The 21,254-nt window shown below is 50.7% G+C and carries 17 protein-coding genes; 1 reads left to right on the forward strand and 16 read right to left on the reverse strand.

Features of this window, described 5'->3' with window-relative positions; genetic code table 11:
- Position 1: 1 nt before the first annotated feature.
- From rsmB to ACFSUB_RS05235, 9 genes are all read right to left on the reverse strand, one after another.
- Positions 2–1,351 carry a 16S rRNA (cytosine(967)-C(5))-methyltransferase RsmB gene (gene rsmB / locus ACFSUB_RS05195; RefSeq protein WP_380712125.1) on the reverse strand — a complete coding sequence of 450 codons (1,350 nt, stop codon included), beginning with the start codon at positions 1,349–1,351 and terminating at the stop codon, positions 2–4.
- Positions 1,344–2,303, reverse strand: a complete 960-nt coding sequence (gene fmt, locus ACFSUB_RS05200; protein ID WP_380712126.1) for a methionyl-tRNA formyltransferase — start codon at positions 2,301–2,303, stop codon at positions 1,344–1,346. The genes rsmB and fmt overlap by 8 nt, the downstream gene beginning before the upstream one ends.
- 95 nt (positions 2,304–2,398) lie before the next feature.
- Complete coding sequence (gene priA / locus ACFSUB_RS05205) at positions 2,399–4,813, reverse strand: primosomal protein N' (protein WP_380713181.1); 2,415 nt, start codon at positions 4,811–4,813, stop codon at positions 2,399–2,401.
- Positions 4,810–6,018: a bifunctional phosphopantothenoylcysteine decarboxylase/phosphopantothenate--cysteine ligase CoaBC gene (gene coaBC / locus ACFSUB_RS05210; RefSeq protein ID WP_380712127.1), complete on the reverse strand. Its 1,209-nt coding sequence runs from the start codon at positions 6,016–6,018 to the stop codon at positions 4,810–4,812. Before coaBC ends, priA begins: the two co-directional genes overlap by 4 nt.
- A gap of 200 nt (positions 6,019–6,218) precedes the next feature.
- Positions 6,219–6,425, reverse strand: a complete 207-nt coding sequence (rpoZ, locus tag ACFSUB_RS05215) for a DNA-directed RNA polymerase subunit omega (RefSeq protein WP_380712128.1) — start codon at positions 6,423–6,425, stop codon at positions 6,219–6,221.
- Between the two features lies 1 nt (position 6,426).
- Entirely contained in the window at positions 6,427–7,041 is a 615-nt protein-coding gene (gmk, locus tag ACFSUB_RS05220) for a guanylate kinase (protein ID WP_090925561.1), read from the reverse strand.
- A gap of 27 nt (positions 7,042–7,068) precedes the next feature.
- On the reverse strand, positions 7,069–7,332 hold the full coding sequence (remA, locus tag ACFSUB_RS05225; protein WP_090925560.1) for an extracellular matrix/biofilm regulator RemA: 264 nt from the start codon (positions 7,330–7,332) through the stop codon (positions 7,069–7,071).
- An 85-nt stretch (positions 7,333–7,417) separates the two neighbouring features.
- Complete coding sequence (locus ACFSUB_RS05230) at positions 7,418–8,302, reverse strand: YicC/YloC family endoribonuclease (protein ID WP_380712129.1); 885 nt, start codon at positions 8,300–8,302, stop codon at positions 7,418–7,420.
- Positions 8,303–8,377: 75 nt separating this feature from the next.
- Positions 8,378–11,017, reverse strand: a complete 2,640-nt coding sequence (locus ACFSUB_RS05235; RefSeq protein WP_380712130.1) for a calcium-translocating P-type ATPase, PMCA-type — start codon at positions 11,015–11,017, stop codon at positions 8,378–8,380.
- Positions 11,018–11,117: 100 nt separating this feature from the next.
- On the opposite strand from ACFSUB_RS05235, the gene ACFSUB_RS05240 reads away from it, so the two are divergent.
- Positions 11,118–12,836, forward strand: a complete 1,719-nt coding sequence (locus tag ACFSUB_RS05240) for an Rqc2 family fibronectin-binding protein (protein ID WP_380712131.1) — start codon at positions 11,118–11,120, stop codon at positions 12,834–12,836.
- Positions 12,837–12,900: 64 nt separating this feature from the next.
- On the opposite strand, the gene pyrE is transcribed toward ACFSUB_RS05240, so the two are convergent.
- From pyrE to ACFSUB_RS05275, 7 genes are read right to left on the reverse strand one after another with little or no spacing between them, the layout of a single operon-like run.
- Positions 12,901–13,551, reverse strand: a complete 651-nt coding sequence (gene pyrE, locus ACFSUB_RS05245; protein WP_380712132.1) for an orotate phosphoribosyltransferase — start codon at positions 13,549–13,551, stop codon at positions 12,901–12,903.
- Position 13,552: 1 nt separating this feature from the next.
- On the reverse strand, positions 13,553–14,260 hold the full coding sequence (gene pyrF, locus ACFSUB_RS05250; RefSeq protein WP_380712133.1) for an orotidine-5'-phosphate decarboxylase: 708 nt from the start codon (positions 14,258–14,260) through the stop codon (positions 13,553–13,555).
- Entirely contained in the window at positions 14,257–15,174 is a 918-nt protein-coding gene (locus ACFSUB_RS05255) for a dihydroorotate dehydrogenase (RefSeq protein WP_380712134.1), read from the reverse strand. Before ACFSUB_RS05255 ends, pyrF begins: the two co-directional genes overlap by 4 nt.
- Positions 15,171–15,947: a dihydroorotate dehydrogenase electron transfer subunit gene (locus ACFSUB_RS05260; protein ID WP_380712135.1), complete on the reverse strand. Its 777-nt coding sequence runs from the start codon at positions 15,945–15,947 to the stop codon at positions 15,171–15,173. Before ACFSUB_RS05260 ends, ACFSUB_RS05255 begins: the two co-directional genes overlap by 4 nt.
- Positions 15,944–19,168: a carbamoyl-phosphate synthase large subunit gene (gene carB, locus ACFSUB_RS05265; RefSeq protein ID WP_380712137.1), complete on the reverse strand. Its 3,225-nt coding sequence runs from the start codon at positions 19,166–19,168 to the stop codon at positions 15,944–15,946. The genes ACFSUB_RS05260 and carB overlap by 4 nt, the downstream gene beginning before the upstream one ends.
- A 13-nt stretch (positions 19,169–19,181) precedes the next feature.
- Positions 19,182–20,270: a carbamoyl phosphate synthase small subunit gene (locus tag ACFSUB_RS05270; protein WP_380712138.1), complete on the reverse strand. Its 1,089-nt coding sequence runs from the start codon at positions 20,268–20,270 to the stop codon at positions 19,182–19,184.
- Positions 20,267–21,211 (reverse strand): aspartate carbamoyltransferase catalytic subunit, encoded by a 945-nt coding sequence (locus ACFSUB_RS05275; RefSeq protein WP_380712139.1) that lies wholly within the window; start codon positions 21,209–21,211, stop codon positions 20,267–20,269. The genes ACFSUB_RS05270 and ACFSUB_RS05275 overlap by 4 nt, the downstream gene beginning before the upstream one ends.
- Positions 21,212–21,254 lie beyond the last annotated feature (43 nt).

Below are 21,254 nucleotides of genomic sequence, written 5' to 3' on the forward strand. Positions count from 1 at the left end.
TTTATGATGATTCTATTTTCCTCAGCGCTGCCATAAAAAATCCGTCCGACTGATAATCCTGGGGCAGAATCGTCAGCATACTGTTTTCCTTCAGGTCTTTTTCTGCCGGTTCGGGCAGATTTCGTGCTGCCTGTTCATCTATTACAAAGCCGGGATTTTTTTCGAGAAAAGCTTCCACGACTTGTTCATTTTCTTCGGTTCGAACCGTACACGTGCTGTACACCAGACGTCCTCCGGGAGCCGTCACAGCTGCTGCTTCTTCCAGGATGGCCAGTTGAATCCCTGGAAAACGCTCGAGTCCTTCCTGCGGTCTCCATTTCAGTTCCGGCTTTTTCCGGATGACACCGAGACCACTGCAAGGGGCGTCCACAAGCACGCGATCAAAAGACTCCTGGTCATACTGCTGCTGCAGATTTCGTGCATCGAGAGCAAAAGCCTGGATGCTGGAAAGCCCTAGTCGTTCTGCCTGCTCGGTAATCAGGCGGATTTTTTTCTCATGTAGGTCATGAGCCCTCACCCTGCCCCCGTCGTTCATTTGTTCTGCGGCATACGTTGTTTTTCCGCCAGGGGCTGCACAGGTATCAAGCACACTCATTCCGGGCTCCGGCCCGAGCAGGGCAGCGGCAAGCATCGAGCTTTCGTCCTGAACCGTAAAAAGGCCTTCTTTAAAAGCTTCCGTCTGAAACACATTTCCTTCCTGAACAAGAAGCGCATCCGGTGAAATGTTCCCATCTTCAACACGGCAGCCTTCTTCACTCAACTGTTGCTTCAATTCCTCCCTGTTGATTTTTACACGATTCACACGAATAGTCAAAACAGGGGATTCAAGATTCGCGTGCGCCATATCGAGTGCCCGTTCCCTGCCGTACGCCGTTGTCCATTCCGTGAGAAGCCATTCCGGGTGACTCGTCTCAAGGACATCACGCGCTGTACTGGTGTTTTCCGATCCAATATCAGGAAATCCATCCCGGAGCATCGAACGGAGTACACCGTTCACAAGACCGCTGATGCCTTTATGTCCCTTTTTCTTTGCAATCTGAACCGCTTCATGGACAGCTGCTCTTTCTGGTATACGGTCGAGAAAAACAATCTGATAAACAGTCAGCCGCAGAAGCTCCAGTACCCAGAAAGACAGAGAATCCGTCCCTTTCTTCACAAACGGGGCGATATAGAAATCGAGGGTGTTTTTGCGTTTTATCGTTCCATTGACCAGTTCGGTCAACAGCGGGGCGTCCTTACCGGAAATGCTGTTGTCCTGCAGCGCATGCTGCAGAAGAATATGGCTGTACGCCCCTTCTTTTTCAATCCGGATGAGGAGCTGCAGCGCTTCTTCTCTTACATTTTTATACATTCTCTTCGTCTCCGTTAAATCGTTCTCCCGGCGTCAGTTCATGGGTTCCTCTGAGAAAGTCAGCTGCCTTCATCGCTTTCTTTCCGGACGGCTGCAACGAGGTGATGTTCACTGCCGTGTCACCGGCGGCAGCTGTCAAGATGCCGTCCTCCTCCAGAGAAAGGATGGTTCCCGGTACCGTTTCCCTGGAAGACGGTACATGTACTTTTTTTGTTTCCCAGATTTTTATCGATTTCCCTTTATACATCGTGTAGGCTCCGGGCCAGGGATTCATTCCTCTTACCTGATTATAAATGACATGTCCCGGTTGATTCCAGTTAATCTTTTCTCTTCCCCTCTTAATGTTGGGGGCAAATGTTGCTTCCTCCGGATTCTGTGGTTCCGGGGTGAGCTCATGATCCGCGAGACGGGGCAGTGTTTCAAGCAGAAGACTCCGTCCGGCGGCGCTCAATTTATCATGAAGTGTACCGGCTGTGTCTGTTTCGGTAATCTCCACTTCCCGCCGGGCCAGTATATCTCCGGCATCCATCTCTTTTTCCATATACATAATGGTCACGCCGGATTTCTCCTCTCCGTCAATGACAGCCTGATGAATAGGTGCGCCGCCGCGGTATTTTGGAAGCAGGGAAGCGTGAACGTTAACAGCCTTATAAGGCGGCGTGAAGAGCAGGGATTCCGGAAGCAGCTGCCCGAAAGCGGCCGTCACAATCACATCCGGTTGAAGATCCAGTACCGCCTGTACATTTTCTTCCTTTTTCAGGGTCTCCGGCTGCAGCACCGGAAGGCCGTGCGCGTTTGCAGCCTGTTTAACCGGAGGGGGCGTAAGCCTTTTTTTTCTGCCTTTAGGACGGTCCGGCTGTGTGACAACGCCTGCCACTTCCCAATTCTCCTCCAGAATGCCTTCCAAAATAGGAACGGAAAAATCCGGAGTACCCATAAACACGATTTTCATTTTCTATCCCTCTGCTTTCTCTTGACACGAAAAAATGGACACCTGTCATTAAAACAACCCCGTATCAGGTAACGTTCATCAACGGGGCTGGTGCATCACATAAACATCTGCGGTTCCATATCAATGGAAATGGTGAGATTTTCTTCTGCCATTTCTTTTTGGTACTGCGCATTCAAGTCATTCAGTATCCGGATCAGTTCCGGTTCATTTTTGTATTTTATCATGCATTGATACCGATATCTATCTTTGATTCGGGCAATGGGTGACACAGTCGGTCCCAGGATCCTTGCTTCCGGCGAAACCTGCTTTCTTAAGTGGTCCGCAATCCGTGCTGCTGTCTTCATTACTTTGGCTGCATCTTCGTGGGCGACGGTGATAAGCGTCAGATAAAAGTAGGGTGGATATCCCCCCCGTTTGCGCTGGGCCATCTCCTCCCGGGCAAACGAATGAAAATCATGCCGTTTCGCATGCTGTATGCTGTAATGCTCCGGGGTGTAGGTCTGAACAATCACTTCACCGGGAAGCTTGTCCCTGCCCGCTCTTCCACTCACCTGTGTTAAAAGCTGGAAGGTTCGTTCCGACGCACGAAAATCCGGCAGATGCAGCATCGTGTCGGCAGCAAGCACCCCGACAAGTGTTATTTTCGGAAAGTCCAGTCCTTTGGCTATCATCTGGGTGCCAAGTAGAATATCCGCTTCGCCTTTGCGGAAAGAATCCAGAAGTTTTTCATGGGACCCTTTACGGGACGTCGTATCGACATCCATTCTTATAACATCGGCCTCAGGAAGAAGTCTGGTAATTTCTTCTTCCACTTTCTGCGTCCCGGTGCCGAAAAATCGGATATGCTCACTCCCGCAGTCCGGGCAGGTCTGCATTAGTGGTTCCCCGTAGCCGCAGTAATGGCATTTCAATTTCCTGCCGGTATGGTGGTAGGTCAACGTAATCTCACAGTGCGGGCAGGACGGGGTATAACCACAGCTTCGGCACATAACAAATGTGGAGTAACCGCGCCGGTTGAGAAAAAGAACGATCTGTTCCTTTTTTTCCAGCCGGTCCTGCATTTTTTCGAGGAGCTGTTCGGAAAACGCGGACCGGTTTCCTTTCTTCAGCTCCTCTCTCATATCCATCACTTCCACTTCCGGCATGACAGCTTCGTTGACCCGCCTTGGCATCTCAAGGAGACGGTAGACATTCCGGGATGCTCTTGCGTAGGATTCAAGCGACGGCGTAGCGCTTCCCATCAGAACCGGACAGCTGTGCCAGCGCCCGCGCCACAATGCGACCTGTCTCGCATGGTAACGTGGATGATCTTCCTGTTTGTAACTTCCCTCATGCTCCTCATCGATAATCAGAAGTCCCAGGTTACTAAAAGGGGCAAAAACAGCGGACCGGGCTCCAACCGCCACTTTCACTTCGCGGCGGTGGATTTTCCGCCATTCGTCGTATTTCTCCCCGGATGAGAGAGCACTGTGCAGAACCGCCACCTCGGAACCAAAACGTGCTTTAAAACGCTCCACCATCTGTGGAGTGAGTGATATTTCCGGAACGAGAACAATGGCTTCCTTTCCTTCCTTGAGAACACTTTCAATCGAACGCAGGTACACTTCCGTTTTTCCGCTCCCTGTCACCCCGTGCAGAAGACAGGGTTCGTACCTCTGTTCCAAAAGAGCATGCTGCACCGGTGCCAGTGCTTCCTCCTGCTGCTCTGTCAGCGAAGGTCGTTTCGACTCGGTAAATACACGGTTTTGGTAAGGATCTCTATAGGCTTCGATCGATTCTTCAAGAAGGAAACCTTTCTTTATCAGCGTCTGCAGGACACCGGACGTCACCTGGGCGTTCTCCTGCACTTCCCGTACAGGAACCGCTTGATCGGCGTAATGACGGGAAATCCAGTTCATCACCTGTATCTGTTTGACTGCTTTGGCACCGAGAATGCGGCTGTAATCTTCATCGGTTTTCCCGCCTTCGATACGCACCATCCGCGTCATCTTTTTTCCGGTTTTATCTTTGAGCAGGTAATCAACCATAACGGATCCATCCGCTGTCATTTCTTTCAATGCCGAAGCGGCTTCTTTTGTCTGGACGACATCATCCCAGGCTGCTTCGGTCTTTCCCTCAAAAAACGGCTTCAATACTTCCGGCAGCTCCGCGTTTTCCACATTTGTCCGGATGATTTTTTTCGGTTTTGCCCGAATGGCCGATGGAACCATTGACTGGTAAGCGGTTATTAAAAAACAGACCGTCTCCTCTGCGATCCATTCCCCCAGCTTAAGCATTTCACCGGTCAGTACCGGCGAAGGATCCAGTATTTCTTTGACGGGCTTGACCCGCGTCAATTCCGTATGCTCTGTCACTCCCCATACAAACCCCTGGATGCTGCGCGGCCCAAAAGGTACCATGACACGCATACCGGGATGGACCATTTCTTCCAGTTCCTCCGGTATCAGATAATCAAAAGCCTTGTCTGTCCGGGCGGCAGCCACATCCACAATGACTTTTGCATACATCAGGATTCATCCTTTTTCAGAAGTGGTTCCGCCGCATCAAATATCCGTACTGCCGCCTCCGTTTTTGTAAGAAGCGGGAGCTTTTGCGGTTCACCGCCGCTCTGCAGAATCATCATTTCATTTGTATCACTCTGAAAACCTGCATGGTCCGACCCGATGAGGTTCCCGACGACCATATCCAGATTTTTCTTTTCAAGTTTGCTGCGCGCATAGTCCTCAAGGTTCGACGATTCCGCGGCAAAACCAATCAATACCTGGTTCGTTTTTTGACGTCCGAGCTCGGCCAGTATATCTCTGGTGCGCTGCATTTCTATAGAAAAAGTTCCATCTTGTTTTTTCGTTTTATCCGGTGATACAGTAACCGGGCGGTAATCGGAGACAGCCGCTGCTTTCACAATAACGTCCATATCCGGATAAAGTCTGGTAACTGTCTCATACATCTCCGCTGCTGTCGTAACATTAATCCGTTCTACACCCGGAGGAGTTTCAAGCTGTACCGGGCCGGCTGCCAATGTCACATCTGCACCGCGCGAAGCTGCTTCCGCTGCAGCGGCAAATCCCATTTTACCGCTGGAAGGATTCGTAAACACCCTGGCCGGATCACTGTATTCGTGGGTCGGTCCCGCCGTCACAAGCACTTTTTTTCCGGAGAAAGCAGACTGGTCTCTATCATATTCAGCGGACAGAAATGCAGTAATATCTTCAGGCTCGGCCATTCTCCCTCTGCCGATCCATCCACAGGCAAGATACCCGGCTCCAGGTTCAATAAACCGGACCCCTCTGTCTTCCAGCGTCTGCATATTACTCTTTACGGCCGGATGTTCATACATATTTACATTCATGGCAGGAGCCACGTATACCGGACAGCGGGCGGCAAGCAGGATCGTTGTCAGCATATCCCGGGCATGACCGGTTGCTGCCTCGGCCAGAATATCCGCGGTGGCAGGTGCAATCAAAATAAGATCCGCCCAGTCAGCCACATCGATATGGGCTACTTTTTCCGGCTCTTTTTCAGCAAAAGTGTCGTCGTACACGACATCCCGGGTCAATGCCTGAAACGTAAGCGGTGTGATGAACTTTTCTGCATGGGCGGTCATAACCACTTTCACTTCTGCCCCGGCCTGTATCAGTTTGCTGGCAAGCGCAGCCGATTTATAGGCGGCAATGCCTCCGGTGACCCCGAGAACTACATGTCTGCCTTCAAGCATCGTCCCGTCCCTCCTCTTTATTTATCGGTAAAAACAATGGATACGTTTTATTAAAAGAAAAGCCCGCGAAAAACATGATGACAGCAGTTGAAAAAGACGGACAGGCGCTGCAGCTCCCGCCTCTCTTTTTTCGGATGATCTGTTTTTCCCGGTATATGTAAAGAAGCTGTACCGTCTGATACAGCCTCCTTCCGGTATTGTTATTCCGTGTGTTTATACCCCAAAGTACCTTCATCAATCTCTTTCAATGCCTTTCCGACCAGTTTCGAAGAATCATAATCTTCACCGGAAAACCCGGGATCCTGCTGCTGCTCCTTAAGTTCACGGGCACGAAGGGCGGAGATGGTGCACAATGTGTATTTGGAATCAATGTGATTCATGAGTGTGTCTACAGATGGATAAAGCATGTTATTCAACCTCCACTAGTTGTTGATATTTGTTTATAAGCCTGTCTTTTCTGCAGTGCTCGGCGGTAACAATGGAACGGATGCGTTCTACAGCCAGACCGACTTCATCATTTTCCACGACATAATCGTAGTGCTTCATCATGTCAAGTTCTTCCCTGGCCACCGTCATTCGTTTATTTATCAGCTCTTCGGTTTCGGTTCCACGCTCTGTAATACGGGAACGCAGTTCCGCAAGACTCGGTGGCATTAAAAAGATATACACGCCTTCGGGATGTTTTTCCCTGACTTTTTTGGCCCCCTGGACTTCTATTTCCAGTATGATATCCTGTCCGGTGCTGATTGTATCCAGCACATTATCAAGCGGTGTACCATAATAATTGTCTACATATCTGGCCCATTCGAGAAGGCGGTCTTCTTCAATCATCTGTTCAAATTCCTGTTTTGATTTAAAGAAGTAGTTCACCCCGTGGGTTTCTCCTTCTCTGGGGTTTCTGGTTGTAGCTGATACAGAGTACTGAATGTCTGTATTCTGCTCCCGCAGCGCCCGGCAGACCGTACCTTTACCAACTCCGGCAGGTCCGGACAGCACAATCAATAAACCTTTATCATCCTGCATGGATTCCAACGCCTTTCTGCAAAATAATTATGAATCGTCGGTGGAATCATCCCGTGTCGTCAGCCGCTGCGCAACCGTTTCCGGCTGTACAGCCGATAAAATGACATGATCGCTGTCAACAATGATGACGGCCCGTGTGCGGCGGCCGTATGTTGCATCAACGAGCATATCCCGGTCTCTGGCCTCCTGAATAATCCGTTTGATAGGTGCTGATTCAGGGCTGACGATGGAAATAATCCGGTTTGCCGACACGATGTTGCCAAACCCGATGTTAATCAGTTTAATATTCACAACAATCCCTCACTTCATCCAAAGCGGCGGCTTCGCTCTATGTTTTTTGAGCTTTTTGTTCTGCAATCGAAAATGCGTTCGGTGTCTACTCTATATTCTGCACCTGTTCTTTCATTTTTTCAAGCTCACTTTTCATTTCTACTACAATCTGGCTCAGTTCAGCACTTCCAGCTTTTGAACCGATTGTATTTGCTTCCCGGTTCATCTCCTGTACAAGGAAATCCAGTTTTCTGCCTTTGATCCCTTCTTCATCCAGAATGGAAGAAAACTGGCTGCAATGGGAAAACAGGCGGGTTACTTCTTCCTGCACGTCGGCTTTATCGGAAAAAACCGCTGCTTCCGTCAACAGCCGCTGTTCATCGGGAGCATACCCGGATTCCCTTAAAGCTTCCTGCATTCTTTCGTAAAGCCTCATCCGGTAATCCTCCACTACCGACGGTGCTTTTTGATTGATGTTTTGAATTTCCTGCTTAACTCCGGCGAGTCTATTCTCCAGATCCACCTGCAGCGCATCTCCTTCTTTTTTCCTCATTTCCGACAAATGCGCTGCCGCTTCTGCCACCGCTTCTTCTACGCCTGATTCAAAGGCCTCGTTCAGTCCGCTTCGTTCTTCTACGGCTGAAATGTCCGGGTGGAGCAGAAAATCCTGCAGCCGAAGCTTTGCATCAAACACGTTCCATTGTTCCATTTCATCGGCACGGTCGAGGAACTGGTGAAGAAGCCCCCAGTCTACATTCACATCACGTGTGGAACGGGCCTGCCCCTCCATAGATATGAAAACTTCCACTCTGCCCCGCTCCACCTTCTCCTGAATCCGGCGGCGGAGTGTATCCTCCAGATAATTCAAGGCTCGCGGCATACGGAACTGAATGTCACAGAAACGATGGTTCACCGATTTCATTTCCACCGTTATCTGCCCTTCTTCCGTCTCTACTGTGCTGCTTCCATAGCCGGTCATACTTTTTAGCATTCTATCACTTCCGCTTCTCCTATTCTAGCTAATTTTATCACCCTCTACAAGCCGAAGAAAAGGGAAATCCCTGTATCAGTTTCGATCGTTTTTCCAACTCCGGCCTCCAGCAAGGGCAAAAGTCGGGATGGACGCCAGGGCCAGAACGAGAAGCCATTCCATGGTCGTAAGCGGCGTAGTGTGAAACACGGGCTGAAACAGCGGAACATAGATGACAATCAAAAGCAGCAGCACAGACGATAAAACAGACATCGTAAGAAATGTATTCTCAAACGGTCTCCGATCAAAGATGGACGAAGACGCCCTGCAGTCAAACACATGAATCAGCTGTGCCATCACCAGAGTGGAAAAGGCAATGGTCTGTGCACGGACAAGATCCTGCGGGTGCTCCCAGAGCGCTGTCATAAACCCAATCAGGGTGACAATGCCGATTAAAAACCCGCGGCTGACAATCTTTTTTCCCATGCCGTCTGCGAATATACTTTCTGATTTTGACCGCGGCGGCCTGTTCATCCCGTCGCGTTCCGGTTGATCCACTCCAAGAGCCATCGCAGGCAGACCGTCTGTGATTAAATTGATCCAGAGGATCTGTATCGGAACAAGCGGCAGCGGCAGCGCAAGCATGACCGCAAACAGCATGACAAGAATTTCTCCTACATTGGAGGCCAGCATATAACGGATAAATTTCCGGATATTATCATAAATGTTGCGTCCCTCTCTAATCGCTGCGCGGATCGTTGAAAAATTGTCGTCCCGCAGAACAAGAGCAGCAGCTTCTTTGGCAACATCTGTCCCTGTCCGTCCCATTGCAACCCCAATGTCAGCGGCTTTCAGCGCAGGCGCGTCATTCACCCCGTCTCCCGTCATGGCAACAACGTGTCCTGCTTTCTGCAGTTCCTGTACGATATCGAGCTTGTCCCGCGGACTGACTCTGGCAAACACATACGTCCGCTGCAGCAATTCCCGTTTCTTCTCAGGAGCTGTCGTATTCCATTCTTGTCCACTCATCACCTTTCCATACTTAGGAAGAATGCCGATACTCCGGGCAACTGCTGCGGCTGTTGTTTTATGGTCGCCGGTAATCATAACCGTTTTGATACCGGCTTTACGGCATTCCCGGACGGCGGCGGCAGCTTCCGGGCGCGGGGGGTCCATCATACCGGCCATGCCTGTGAATGTCAGCTCCTTCTCAGCGTCAGCTGCCGTTTCGATTCGTTCATGGGATGAAAGAGTCCTCGATGCCACAGCAATCGTGCGCCAGGATTGGGAGGCCATCGTTTCAATCATCTGCTTGATTTCCTTCATATCTCCACGGGAGAGAGGGGCGGCGCTGTTCTGCTTCTGCAGGCGTGTACATTTTTTCAGCAGCACATCCGGGGCCCCCTTACTGATCACAAACCGCCGTCCCTGCCTGTCCTTGACAAGCATCGTCATTCGTTTACGCTCCGAGTCAAAAGGAAATACCCGCTGCACCTCGTATTCCGAAAACAGATCCGGAAAAGAGATTCCCAGCTCCTGAGCTGCTTCCATTAACGCAGTCTCTGTGGCGTCCCCTCTGCTCGATGCGCCTTCAAGGTACGTATCAACGGCGTGTTGACTGGCAAGAACGGACTGGATAAGAAGATTTTCGCAGCGGCGCCGGTCGAATTGGTCTTTTCGCTTTTTACGCACCGATAATCCGTATTCATTCCATATACCCGTCACGGTCATCTTGTTCTCGGTAAGTGTTCCTGTTTTATCTGAACAGATGATGGATGCACACCCCAGCGTTTCCACAGCCGGCAGGTGCCGCACGATGGCGTTCTGCTTAATCATGCGCTGCACTCCAAGGGCCAGCACTACCGTCACAATCGCCGGTAGTCCTTCGGGTATGGCAGCGACCGCCAATGACACACCGGAAAGAATCATCTTGTAAAATGGCTGCCCCTGTATAATACCTAGTAACACGACGAGTGCTGTTAAAATCAGTGCTCCACTGATTAATATTTTTCCGAGATGGGCCAGTCTCTGCTGCAGCGGCGTCTCGTTAGTCTTTGATTCTGACAGCAGATGGGCAATTTTCCCCATTTCCGTCTTCATTCCGGAAGCGACCACAACTCCTTCCCCCCGGCCTTTGGTGACAAGCGTACCGGAAAAAGCCATGTTCACTCTTTCTCCGACGGGGAGATCTTTATTCTCCAGTGCTGCCGCCTCTTTTTCAACCGGCTGGGACTCCCCGGTTAAAGCAGACTCTTCCGTCGTCAACCCTTGAACGTTGATCAGGCGGATATCAGCGCTGATTTTGTCACCACTTCTTAGTTTCACAATGTCCCCCGGCACCGCATCTTCAGAGGGGATCGTTATCCAGGAGCCGCTGCGTTGAACAGTTATCATAGGGGAAGATAACTCTTTCAGCGTATCCAGAGATTTCTCCGCTCTATTTTCCTGTACAAAGCCAAGGATCCCATTCAATAAAACAATACCAAGAATGGTAAACACATCCGCGTATTCGCCCAGCATCGCTGAAACAAGAACCGCGCCAATCAAAAGGATAATCATCATATCCTGAAACTGCTGCAGGAAAAGTTTCCACTGCGGAGTTTTTTTCTTTTCTTCAAGGCGGTTCGCTCCGTGCTGTTTCTTTCTCGCCGCAGCCTCTTCGTCTGTCAGTCCCGACGCTGCCGACACGTTCAGAATCCGTTCCAGTTCTTCCCGGGATTGGTTGTACCAGTTCATTCCGCTCGCTCCTTGTCGTTCAACGTATCATCACATTGTATTCAGACAAGCCGTCATTCATGCTATACTTGTGAGACAGCAGAAAGGAAGGAATGTCCGTATGTCTTTTGATGGAATCATGACGAAAGCAGCCGTTGATGAATGCAGCCATACATTCCTGAACGGCCGTATCACTAAAATAAAACAACCTTATAAAACAGACCTGCTCCTCACTGTCCGGGCAAATCACCAGAACCATCAGGTTTTGTTATCAGCGAACCCCGGCTTTGCACGGATGCATGTCACTGGAATGAAAATCGATAATGCAAAAGAACCTCCGATGTTCTGCATGCTTCTCCGCAAACATATCGAAGGCGGTTTTATCCGGGAAATCAGACAGGAAGGGATGGAAAGGATTGTTACCTTCGTCATTGAGGGGAAAAACGAGCTCGGAGATACGTCCATAAAGCACCTCGTCGTGGAGATTATGGGCAAACACAGTAATATCATGCTCGTCGATGAAAAGACCGGAACCATTCTTGACAGTATGAAACACCTGCCGCCATCGGTGAACAGCTATCGGACCATCCTGCCGGGCCGAGAATATGTCCACCCGCCTGAACAGCACAAAGAGAACCCTCTCGAAGCCGATGATGAAACTGTCATCCGAAAGCTGGATATGAACGCGGGGAAACTGGATCAGCAGCTGGTTCAGCAATTCACGGGGATTTCTCCGCAGACAGCAAAAGAAGTCATCCACCGAAGCGGCAGCGGAGCAAGTGCTCCAACCATCGCCTCCACCTTCACGACGTTGATGAAGCAGGCAGCAGATGAAGACTACACGCCGCAGATTATCGTGCAGGACGCCAAAGAATATTACGCTGTTCTGGATATGAACCACCTCGGGGGAGAACAGAAGACGTTTTCTTCCACGGGCGGAATGCTGGATCGTTTTCACTCCGGAAAGGCTGAACGGGATCGCGTCAAACAGCGGGCTTACGATCTGGAGCGTATGCTGCGCAATGAATGGCAGAAAAATAAAAAGAAAATCAAAAAGCTTGAAGAAACAGAAAAGCGGGCGGAAAATGCTCACGAGGCACAGAAATTCGGTGAACTGCTGACGGCAAATCTCCATATGGTCCATGGAGGAGAGAAAGAGATAAATGTCATAGACTACTATGATGAAAACGGCGGGACCATAACGATACCGCTCGATCCTTTAAAAGCTCCTTCAGACAATGCACAGGCGTTCTTCCGGCAGTACAACAAGGCAAAGACGTCGCTTGAGATGAGCAGAAAGCAGATCACAGAAGCCCGGTCCGAAATGCAGTACCTGGAGCAGCTCATCCAGCAGTTGGAAACCGCTGCACCTTCAGATATCGAAGAAATCCGTGAAGAACTGTCTGAAGAAGGTTATATCAAAAAAAGGCAGGAGAAAAAACGCAAAAAGAATAAGCCTGCCAAACCGGTTCTTGAAAAATACAGAGCTTCGGACGGCACGGAAATTCTGGTGGGCAAAAACAATAAGCAGAATGAATATTTAACATCACGTGCTGCGAACCGTGGAGATACGTGGCTTCACACAAAAGATATCCCAGGCTCCCACGTTGTAATCCGAGACAGCGATCCTTCGCCGGAAACACTGCTCGAAGCTGCTAACATCGCCGCCTATTTTTCAAAAGCCCGGGCATCCGGGTCCGTCCCCGTCGATTACACCAGCATCAGACACGTCTGGAAACCAAATGGATCAAAACCAGGTTTTGTTACCTATGACAACCAGTCTACTGTGTTTGTCACTCCCGACCAGGACCTTATCCTCCGCCTGCACGCAAAGGAATAGAGAACATCACAAAAAACCTGACTTCCATCCCATGCAGTGGAAGTCAGGTTTTTTGCATAGGTTGTTACGAAGGAAACACTTCATCGGTCTGCATCCAGCTCTCGTCTTCGGGATCCTGCTTCCAGCGGCGAAGCCGCCCGGCTTCTTTGCCGCTTAAATAGTCGTTGTCGAGCGCCGTTTCAATTAAGGTGCCGTAATCGGTGAGTGTTTCCCACTCAAGCCCTGCCTGCTGCAGCTGGCCTTCTCCCTTCTGAAGTCCGTACGTAAAAATGGCAGCCGTTCCGAGGACCTCGGCTCCGTTTTCAAGCAAAGCATCCTTTACTTTGACAACGCTCCCTCCGGTGGATATAAGATCCTCTACAATGACCACCTTCTGTCCGTTCTGAATTTCTCCTTCAATCCGGTTTTCCTTTCCGTGGGACTTCGAGGAACTGCGGACATAAATCATCGGCAGTTCAAGTATATCCGCAGCGAGCGCGGCATGGGCAATTCCTGCTGTTGCTGTTCCTGCCACGAGATCGGCCTGCGGATATTTCCTGCGGATCATATCCGCCAGACCTCCAGCGATCGCTTTGCGCAGAGCAGGATAAGACAACGTTAACCGGTTATCACAGTAAATGGGGGATTTGATACCGGATGTCCACGTATACGGTTCATTCGGGCTTAAACTCACAGCCTCGATTTTTAACAGTTCCTCTGCCAGCCATTCTCTCATTTTAATACTCCCTCCATTGTTTCCTCATCATCCGGTACTTCTGAAGCGGATCTTCTGCCAGGGTTATGCTGCGGCCTGCAACAATTGCATCACTGCCGTATTCCCTTGCCCGATCCGGTGTAACAACCCGTCTCTGGTCGTTTGCTGCATCTTCTTTCAGGCGGATACCGGGGGTAACAGCCTTCATGGCTGGTATCTGATTTTTGATGGACGCTGCTTCCCACGCCGATGACACGACATGGTCGATTCCTGCTTCAGCGGCACCCGCTGCATAGCGAAGTACCGATTCCTCCAACGTTCCCTGAATACCGATTTCTTTGTTCATGATGTATTCGGTCGTGCTTGTCAACTGGGTCACTGCCGCACAGGCCGGAACGGGTCTCCCTGCCGGTGTGCCCGCTTCCAGACCTTCACGCGCCGCTTCCATCATCTGCGTGCCGCCGGCAGCGTGCACCGTTGTTATGTCTACTTCCAGGGAAGCGAGCTGACGGGCGGCACTCTTTACCGTGTTGGGAATATCGTGCAGCTTCAGGTCCAAAAACACACGGTGTCCTTTTTCCTTCCATGCATGAACGAGCGCCGGTCCTTCCCGGTAAAACAGTTCCATCCCGATTTTTAAAAACAACTCCTCTTCTCCAAACTTCTCCAGAAAAGCACCGGCTTCTGTTTTGTCTTTAAAATCCATAGCAATAATCAGCGGATAGTTCAACGCACACCAGCCTCCTCTGCACGCAGATCATACAGATGATCCACCTGTTCGTTTTCTAAAATACCGTCCAGCTCCGCAATCAATTCAGGGCAGATAAAAGGATTCGTGAAATTGGCGGTGCCTACAGCAACCGCGTCAGCACCGGCCATAATAAATTCCACAATGTCGTCTGCCTCCATGATGCCGCCCATTCCGATGATCGGCAGCTTCGTCTGCTGCCGGAGGGCGTGAACCATCCGGATAGCAACCGGCTTAACCGCCGGGCCCGATAATCCGCCGGCCTGATTGGCAAGCAGCGGTCTGCCTGTCTTCCGGTCGATTTTCATTCCCGTCAGCGTGTTAATCAACGTTAAACCGTCTGCTCCCGCTTTCTCCACCGCTTCGGCAATCAAAGTGATATCACTTGTGTTCGGTGATAGTTTCACATAAACCGGAACATTTGATACAGCCTTCACCCGTTCAGTCAACTCTGCTGCCAAGGCGGGATCGGTACCAAAGGCAATGCCTCCTTGTTTCACGTTCGGACATGAAATATTCACCTCCAGTGCACCAACTGCCCCGGTACTTGAAAGTGCGCCGGCCACCGCTTCATAATCTTCCATCGTACTTCCGGCAATATTGGCAAGAAGCGGTACATGCTTGGAGGAAAAAGAAGGAAGTTTTTCCGATATTACCTTCTCCAAACCGGGGTTCTGCAGCCCGATGGCATTCAGCATACCCGAAGATGTTTCAGCCACACGCGGCGTTTCATTCCCGTAACGCGGTTCAAGCGTCGTTGCTTTCAGTGCAACCGCACCCAGTTCGTCGAGGTCATACAAGGCTCCGATTTCTTCTCCGAATCCAAAACAACCCGAAGCCGGCATTACCGGGTTTTTCATTTCAAGTCCCGGCAGACTTACTGATGTTCTGCTCATAAAAGCACCTCTCCCCATGAAAATACTGGTCCGTCACTGCAGATTTTCCGGTAATCCGTTCCGTCTGTATCTTCCCGGCTGTGACAGACACATGCCAGACAGACTCCGAGGCCGCACCCCATCCGTTCTTCCAGTGAAATGCTGCCCCGCGCTTTTGGATACACCTTCTCGAGAGCTTTCAGCATCGGGACGGGACCACAGGCAAAAATCCGGTCAAAAGACAGTTCCTCTTCGGCCATCACGTCTGTCACAAAACCGGCGGTGCCGTAACTTCCGTCTTCTGTTGACACGTACACATCTCCAAGCTTTCGGAACGGTTCTTCATAAAACACCGCCGCTGCATCAGAGAATCCCAGAACCGTCGTCACCTGTATCCCTTTCTCCCTTAAGTCACAAGCCGTATCATACAAAGGCGGTACACCGATTCCGCCGCCGGCAAGCAGTACATGCTCCTGCGTGGATACGCCGGCTGCCGGAAACCCTCGCCCGAGCGGTCCCAGTACATCCAGGCTGCTTTTTTCCGGAGCCCGGGCCAACTGGTTCGTCCCTCTTCCCTCGGCACGGTAAACGATTGTTAAGCGGCTTCGTTTTTTGTCCGTTTTACAGATGCTGACCGGCCTCCGCAGGAGCATCGAACCGCTGGAAGGGGGCAGGATGTGAAGAAACTGCCCTGGTTCTTCCACCTCCTGAACGAGGTGCCCCTCAAGTTCCATTTCATAAATATCCCGGGCGATGCTGTGGTGGGCGGTTATTGTCATGTTCTCTTTCTTCATACCGTTACTCCGTTGGATGACGGCGTCGTCCGTTTTGTCATTTCCGGCACAGCCTCGGTAGAGAACGAAAACATTTCCAGCACTCTCAGCAGCGCATCCGCTGTGTCCATCGATGTCATGCAGACCACTTCGTTTTCCACGGCTTCACGCCGGATACGAAATCCATCCCGTGCCGGCTGCTTTCCCTTTGTCAGCGTGTTGATGATAAATTGAGCCTGTCCTTTTCGGATAACGTCCAGCAGATCCGGAGAAGACTCGGATACTTTATTTACCGTTTGGACAGGTACATTGTGCCTGCGCAGAAAATCCGCCGTCCCCTTGGTCGCAAGCAGCGTGTAGCCGATGGCATGAAAACGCTGTGCCAGTTTCAATGCTTCTTCCTTATTTTTGTCCGCCACCGTGAACAGTACTGAACCATGCGCAGGTATGCTCATGCCGGATGCAATCAATCCTTTATAGAGCGCTTTTTCAAGAGAAGCGTCGCGGCCGATGACTTCACCTGTAGATTTCATTTCCGGCCCGAGCGAAATATCCACGCGGCGCAGTTTTGCAAAAGAAAATACCGGAACTTTCACAGAAACTTCTTTTTTCTCCGGCAGCATACCGTCAGTGTATCCCTGTTCCACAAGCGTTGTGCCTGCTATGGCTCTCGTTGCCGCGGCCGCAATGGGAACACCGGTGATTTTACTTAGAAATGGTACGGTCCGGCTTGCTCTTGGATTCACCTCGAGAACATACACATCATCTTCATGAATGACAAACTGGATATTGAGCAGTCCTTTAATATTCAATCCTTTGCCGATAGCCATCGTACGTTCCACGATTTTTTGTTTGACTGCCTCGTCAAGAGTCCACGAAGGATAAACAGCAATGGAATCGCCGGAGTGAACCCCCGCTCTTTCAATGTGTTCCATAATACCCGGGATAAAGACAGTCTCTCCATCGGACACAGCATCGACTTCCACTTCTTTACCAACCATGTAACGGTCAATGAGTACAGGATGTTTCTCATTTACTTTGACAGCCCGGTCCATATAAGAGCGCAATTCCGTCTCGTCATCAACAATCTCCATCGCTCTGCCTCCGAGTACATACGACGGCCGCACGAGCACCGGATAGCCAATATCAGATGCTATCTGCTGGGCTTCGCTGGTCGAAACCGCTGTTTTGCCGAGAGGCTGCGGAATATCCAGCTGATGAAGAGTATGTTCGAATTTATCACGGTCTTCAGCGCGGTCCATATCTTCAAGCGTCGTCCCGAGAATCGTTACGCCGCGGGCATGCAGTTCATCTGCCAGATTGACGGCAGTCTGTCCTCCAAACTGAACGATGACTCCCTCCGGCTGTTCCAAATCCACCACGTGCATAACATCCTCTACTGTCAACGGTTCAAAATAAAGCTTGTCGGACGTGCTGAAATCCGTCGATACCGTCTCCGGATTATTGTTCATAATAACAGCTTCATAGCCTTCTTCCTGCAGCGCCCACACAGCGTGCACCGTGGCATAATCAAATTCAATCCCCTGACCTATACGGATAGGCCCGGATCCAAGGACCAGAACAGATGGACGGCCGCTTCGGCTGCTTTCATTCTCCTGTTCATACGTGGAATAGTAGTAAGGAGTTTCCGATTCAAATTCTGCTGCGCACGTATCCACCATTTTGTATACCGGCATGATTCCTTTACGGCGGCGCAGCGCATACACTTCTTCTTCCTGCCAGTTCCACGTCCGCGCGATTTCTGTATCAGGGATGCCGATTTCTTTGGCTGCAGTCAGGTTTTCGATATGTCCCGGTTCGTACGATAATTCTTCGCTCATTCTGACAATCCCCAGAAGTTTTTCGAGAAAGAAAGGATCGATTCCTGTAAGATGCTGCAGATGATCTACGGTCCACGCCCTGCGGAATGCTTCTCCGATGAAAAACAGGCGCTCGTCTTCGGCGTACACGAGTTTGTCTGTCAGTGTTTCATCCGAATACTCCCTGTATTCCGGTGCACACAAATGATGCCTTCCTATTTCAAGGGAGCGGATGCCTTTCATGATGGACTCTTCCATATTCCGTCCGATTGCCATCACTTCACCGGTGGCTTTCATCTGCGTCCCCAGTTTCCGGTTGGCTGCTTCAAATTTGTCGAACGGCCAGCGTGGAATTTTGGTCACGACATAGTCAAGCGCCGGTTCAAAACTTGCATAGGTCGTTCCGGTGATCGGGTTTTTCAATTCATCCAGGCGGTACCCGGCTGCTATTTTTGCGGCCAGCTTTGCAATCGGATAACCTGTTGCTTTGGACGCGAGCGCGGAGGAACGGCTCACCCGCGGGTTCACTTCAATCAGGTAGTAATCGAAACTGTCCGGTGAAAGCGCGAACTGGACGTTGCAGCCGCCTTCGATTTCAAGAGAACGGATAACCTTCAGCGATGCATTGCGGAGCATCTGGTACTCCCGGTCGGAGAGGGTCTGGCTCGGTGCCGCAACAATGGAATCCCCGGTATGAATACCGACCGGGTCGATGTTTTCCATGTTACAGACGACGATGCATTCCCCGGTGGCATCGCGCATGACTTCGTATTCGACCTCCTTGAAACCGGCAATACTTTTTTCAATCAGGCACTGGGTTACCGGGCTGTATTTCAGGCCGGTTTCCACGGTTTCGGCCAGCTCATCTTCATTATGAACAAGCCCGCCGCCGGTACCGCCGAGTGTGTACGCCGGACGGACAATGACCGGATAACCGATGAATTCGACAAAATCCTGTGCCTCTTCAAGGTTGTGTACAATCTCACTTTCGGGAACCGGCTCATTCAGCTCTCTCATCAAAGAGCGGAATACTTCCCGGTCCTCGGCTTTCTCAATCGCTTCAAGTTCTGTACCGAGAAGAGATATCCGGTGGTTTTCAAGTACACCTTCCCTGTACAGCTGCATCGCCATGTTCAGGCCGGTCTGGCCGCCTAGTGTCGGCAGCAGAGCATCCGGTTTTTCTTTGCGGATCACACGGGTTACAAAGTCAAGACTGAGCGGTTCCATGTATACTTTATCAGCCATCGTCGTATCCGTCATGATGGTGGCGGGATTAGAGTTAACGAGAATGACTTCATATCCTTCCTCTTTCAGCGCCTGGCATGCCTGGGTTCCGGCATAATCGAATTCTGCGGCCTGCCCGATTGTAATCGGCCCGGAGCCGATGACAAGTATTTTCTGAATATCTGTGCGTTTTGGCATCTCTCTCTCCCCTTTATACTAAAGATGTCGTTGTTCGCTCTTTGTCCATCATTTTCATAAACTCATCAAACAAATCGTTGGAATCCTGCGGCCCTGGAGCTGCTTCCGGATGATACTGCACACTGAAAGCAGGATGTTCATTGTGAGCAATTCCTTCGACTGTTCCATCATTTACATTGACATGAGTCAACTGCAGGTCCGTTCCCATCAAAGACTGTCTGTCAATGGTATACCCGTGGTTTTGGGATGTCATATCAACCCGCCCCGTCCGTACATCTTTCACTGGATGATTCGCCCCGCGGTGGCCGAACGTCAGCTTCGATGAAGAAGCTCCGCATGCCAGGCTGAGAAGCTGATGGCCAAGGCATATTCCGAATATGGGGATGTGCCCGAGCAGCGCTTTCAATGTTTCCACAGATTCCGGGACATCTTCGGGATCCCCCGGGCCGTTACTGAGCATGATCCCATCCGGGTTCAGTTCAAAAATATCTTCAGGCGGGGTGTCATATGGAAGAACGAAGACGTCACACCCCCGCTGAATGAGATTCCCGGCAATCCCGTGTTTCGCACCGTAATCCATAAGGACGACGCGGCGGCCGCTTCCGGGCGCATGATAGGCTGCGCGGGTCGACACTTTTTTCACTTTATTGCGCGTCGGCTGCAGAGCACGAAGTTCTTCCAATATCTCTTTTTCATCTTCTTCCACGTTGAACATCCTCCCGTAGAGTGTACCGTGCTCGCGGATGATACGGGTCAGCATCCGGGTGTCTATCCCGGACAGTGCAGGGATATCTTTATCTTTCAACCAGTCATCAAGACGGGCGGCACTCCGGAAATTACTTGGGTGATGAGCAGATTCTTTCACAATTAAACCACCTGCTGCCGGGTGAAGCGTTTCAAAATCATCACGGTTAATACCGTAGTTACCAATTAAAGGGTAGGTCAGGGTAACAATCTGATCACAATAGGAGGGATCAGATAATATTTCCTGATATCCTGTCATACTTGTATTAAATACTACTTCCCCTGCTGTTGGGCGCATACTTCCGAGCGCCTCTCCTGTAAATACGCTTCCGTTTTCAAGCATCAGCTTTCGTTTCATTGATCGAGACATCCTTTCTGTTTTTCCAGTACGTGATGCAGCACTGCCATCCTCACGAACACTCCATTTTTCATCTGCTTAAAGATCCTGGACCGGTCGGACTCCACCAATGCATCAGCAAGTTCCACATTCCGGTTGACCGGTGCCGGATGCATGATAACAGCGCCTAGTTTCATGCGTGCTGCTTTCTCTTCATTCAAACCAAACCGTTTATGGTATTCCTCGGGACCTGCCACCATCTTGACTGTATGACGTTCATGCTGAATACGGAGCATCATCATGACATCAGCAGTTTCCACGGCTTCATCCATCGGCAGATACCGCTGGAGAAGCTCTTCACTCATCCATTCTTTCGGACCGCTCACATACACGTTTGCCCCAAGTCTTTTAAGCACTTCCATGTTCGAACGGGCTACACGGCTGTGAAAAATGTCTCCGGCAATGACGATATTCACATTGGTAAAGGTGCCGAATTCCTGGCGGATCGTGAGCAGATCCAGAAAAGACTGGGTCGGATGGTGGCCGCAGCCGTCGCCTCCATTGATAATCGGTATATGGACGTGTCCGCGAAGTTCATCAAAAAAACGCTCCCGGCCGTGGCGGATCACCACAACATCCGCTCCGATACTTTCCAGGGTTTTGACGGTATCGTACAGGCTTTCTCCTTTGATAACACTGGATGTATCCGCTTCGAAATGGAGCAGATCCAGACCGAGGTTCCGTTCCGCCGCTTCAAAACTTATTTTCGTGCGGGTGCTTGGTTCAAAAAAGAGGTTGGCGGCGTACAGGCGCTGCAGCGGCAGTTTTTCCGGGTTGTCGGCAAAATACTGGGCTTTTTCAAGCAGTGCATGAATAGCACTCACATCCCAGTCTTCCATCGTCAGTACGTGCGCCGGGCCGCTGCTTGTTTTCGTTTTGTCATCAGCATCCATTCGAATCATCGGCTGTTCCTCCTTCTTTTTCGTGTCTGAAGAACGCGGGGCA

This window comes from Salibacterium lacus (genome assembly GCF_042684865.1).
GTDB classification, from domain to species: Bacteria; Bacillota; Bacilli; order Bacillales; family Marinococcaceae; genus Salibacterium; species Salibacterium lacus.

Bases quoted from the DNA above. Each gene is read 5' to 3' on its own strand.
- rsmB (WP_380712125.1), bottom strand. From the start codon at position 1,351: ATGTATAAAAATGTAAGAGAAGAAGCGCTGCAGCTCCTCATCCGGATT.
- fmt (WP_380712126.1), bottom strand. From the start codon at position 2,303: ATGAAAATCGTGTTTATGGGTACTCCGGATTTTTCCGTTCCTATTTTG.
- coaBC (WP_380712127.1), bottom strand. From the start codon at position 6,018: ATGCTTGAAGGCAGACATGTAGTTCTCGGGGTCACCGGAGGCATTGCC.
- rpoZ (WP_380712128.1), bottom strand. From the start codon at position 6,425: ATGCTTTATCCATCTGTAGACACACTCATGAATCACATTGATTCCAAA.
- gmk (WP_090925561.1), bottom strand. From the start codon at position 7,041: ATGCAGGATGATAAAGGTTTATTGATTGTGCTGTCCGGACCTGCCGGA.
- ACFSUB_RS05230 (WP_380712129.1), bottom strand. From the start codon at position 8,302: ATGCTAAAAAGTATGACCGGCTATGGAAGCAGCACAGTAGAGACGGAA.
- ACFSUB_RS05235 (WP_380712130.1), bottom strand. From the start codon at position 11,017: ATGAACTGGTACAACCAATCCCGGGAAGAACTGGAACGGATTCTGAAC.
- ACFSUB_RS05240 (WP_380712131.1), top strand. From the start codon at position 11,118: ATGTCTTTTGATGGAATCATGACGAAAGCAGCCGTTGATGAATGCAGC.
- pyrE (WP_380712132.1), bottom strand. From the start codon at position 13,551: ATGAGAGAATGGCTGGCAGAGGAACTGTTAAAAATCGAGGCTGTGAGT.
- ACFSUB_RS05255 (WP_380712134.1), bottom strand. From the start codon at position 15,174: ATGAGCAGAACATCAGTAAGTCTGCCGGGACTTGAAATGAAAAACCCG.
- ACFSUB_RS05260 (WP_380712135.1), bottom strand. From the start codon at position 15,947: ATGAAGAAAGAGAACATGACAATAACCGCCCACCACAGCATCGCCCGG.
- carB (WP_380712137.1), bottom strand. From the start codon at position 19,168: ATGCCAAAACGCACAGATATTCAGAAAATACTTGTCATCGGCTCCGGG.
- ACFSUB_RS05270 (WP_380712138.1), bottom strand. From the start codon at position 20,270: ATGAAACGAAAGCTGATGCTTGAAAACGGAAGCGTATTTACAGGAGAG.
- ACFSUB_RS05275 (WP_380712139.1), bottom strand. From the start codon at position 21,211: ATGATTCGAATGGATGCTGATGACAAAACGAAAACAAGCAGCGGCCCG.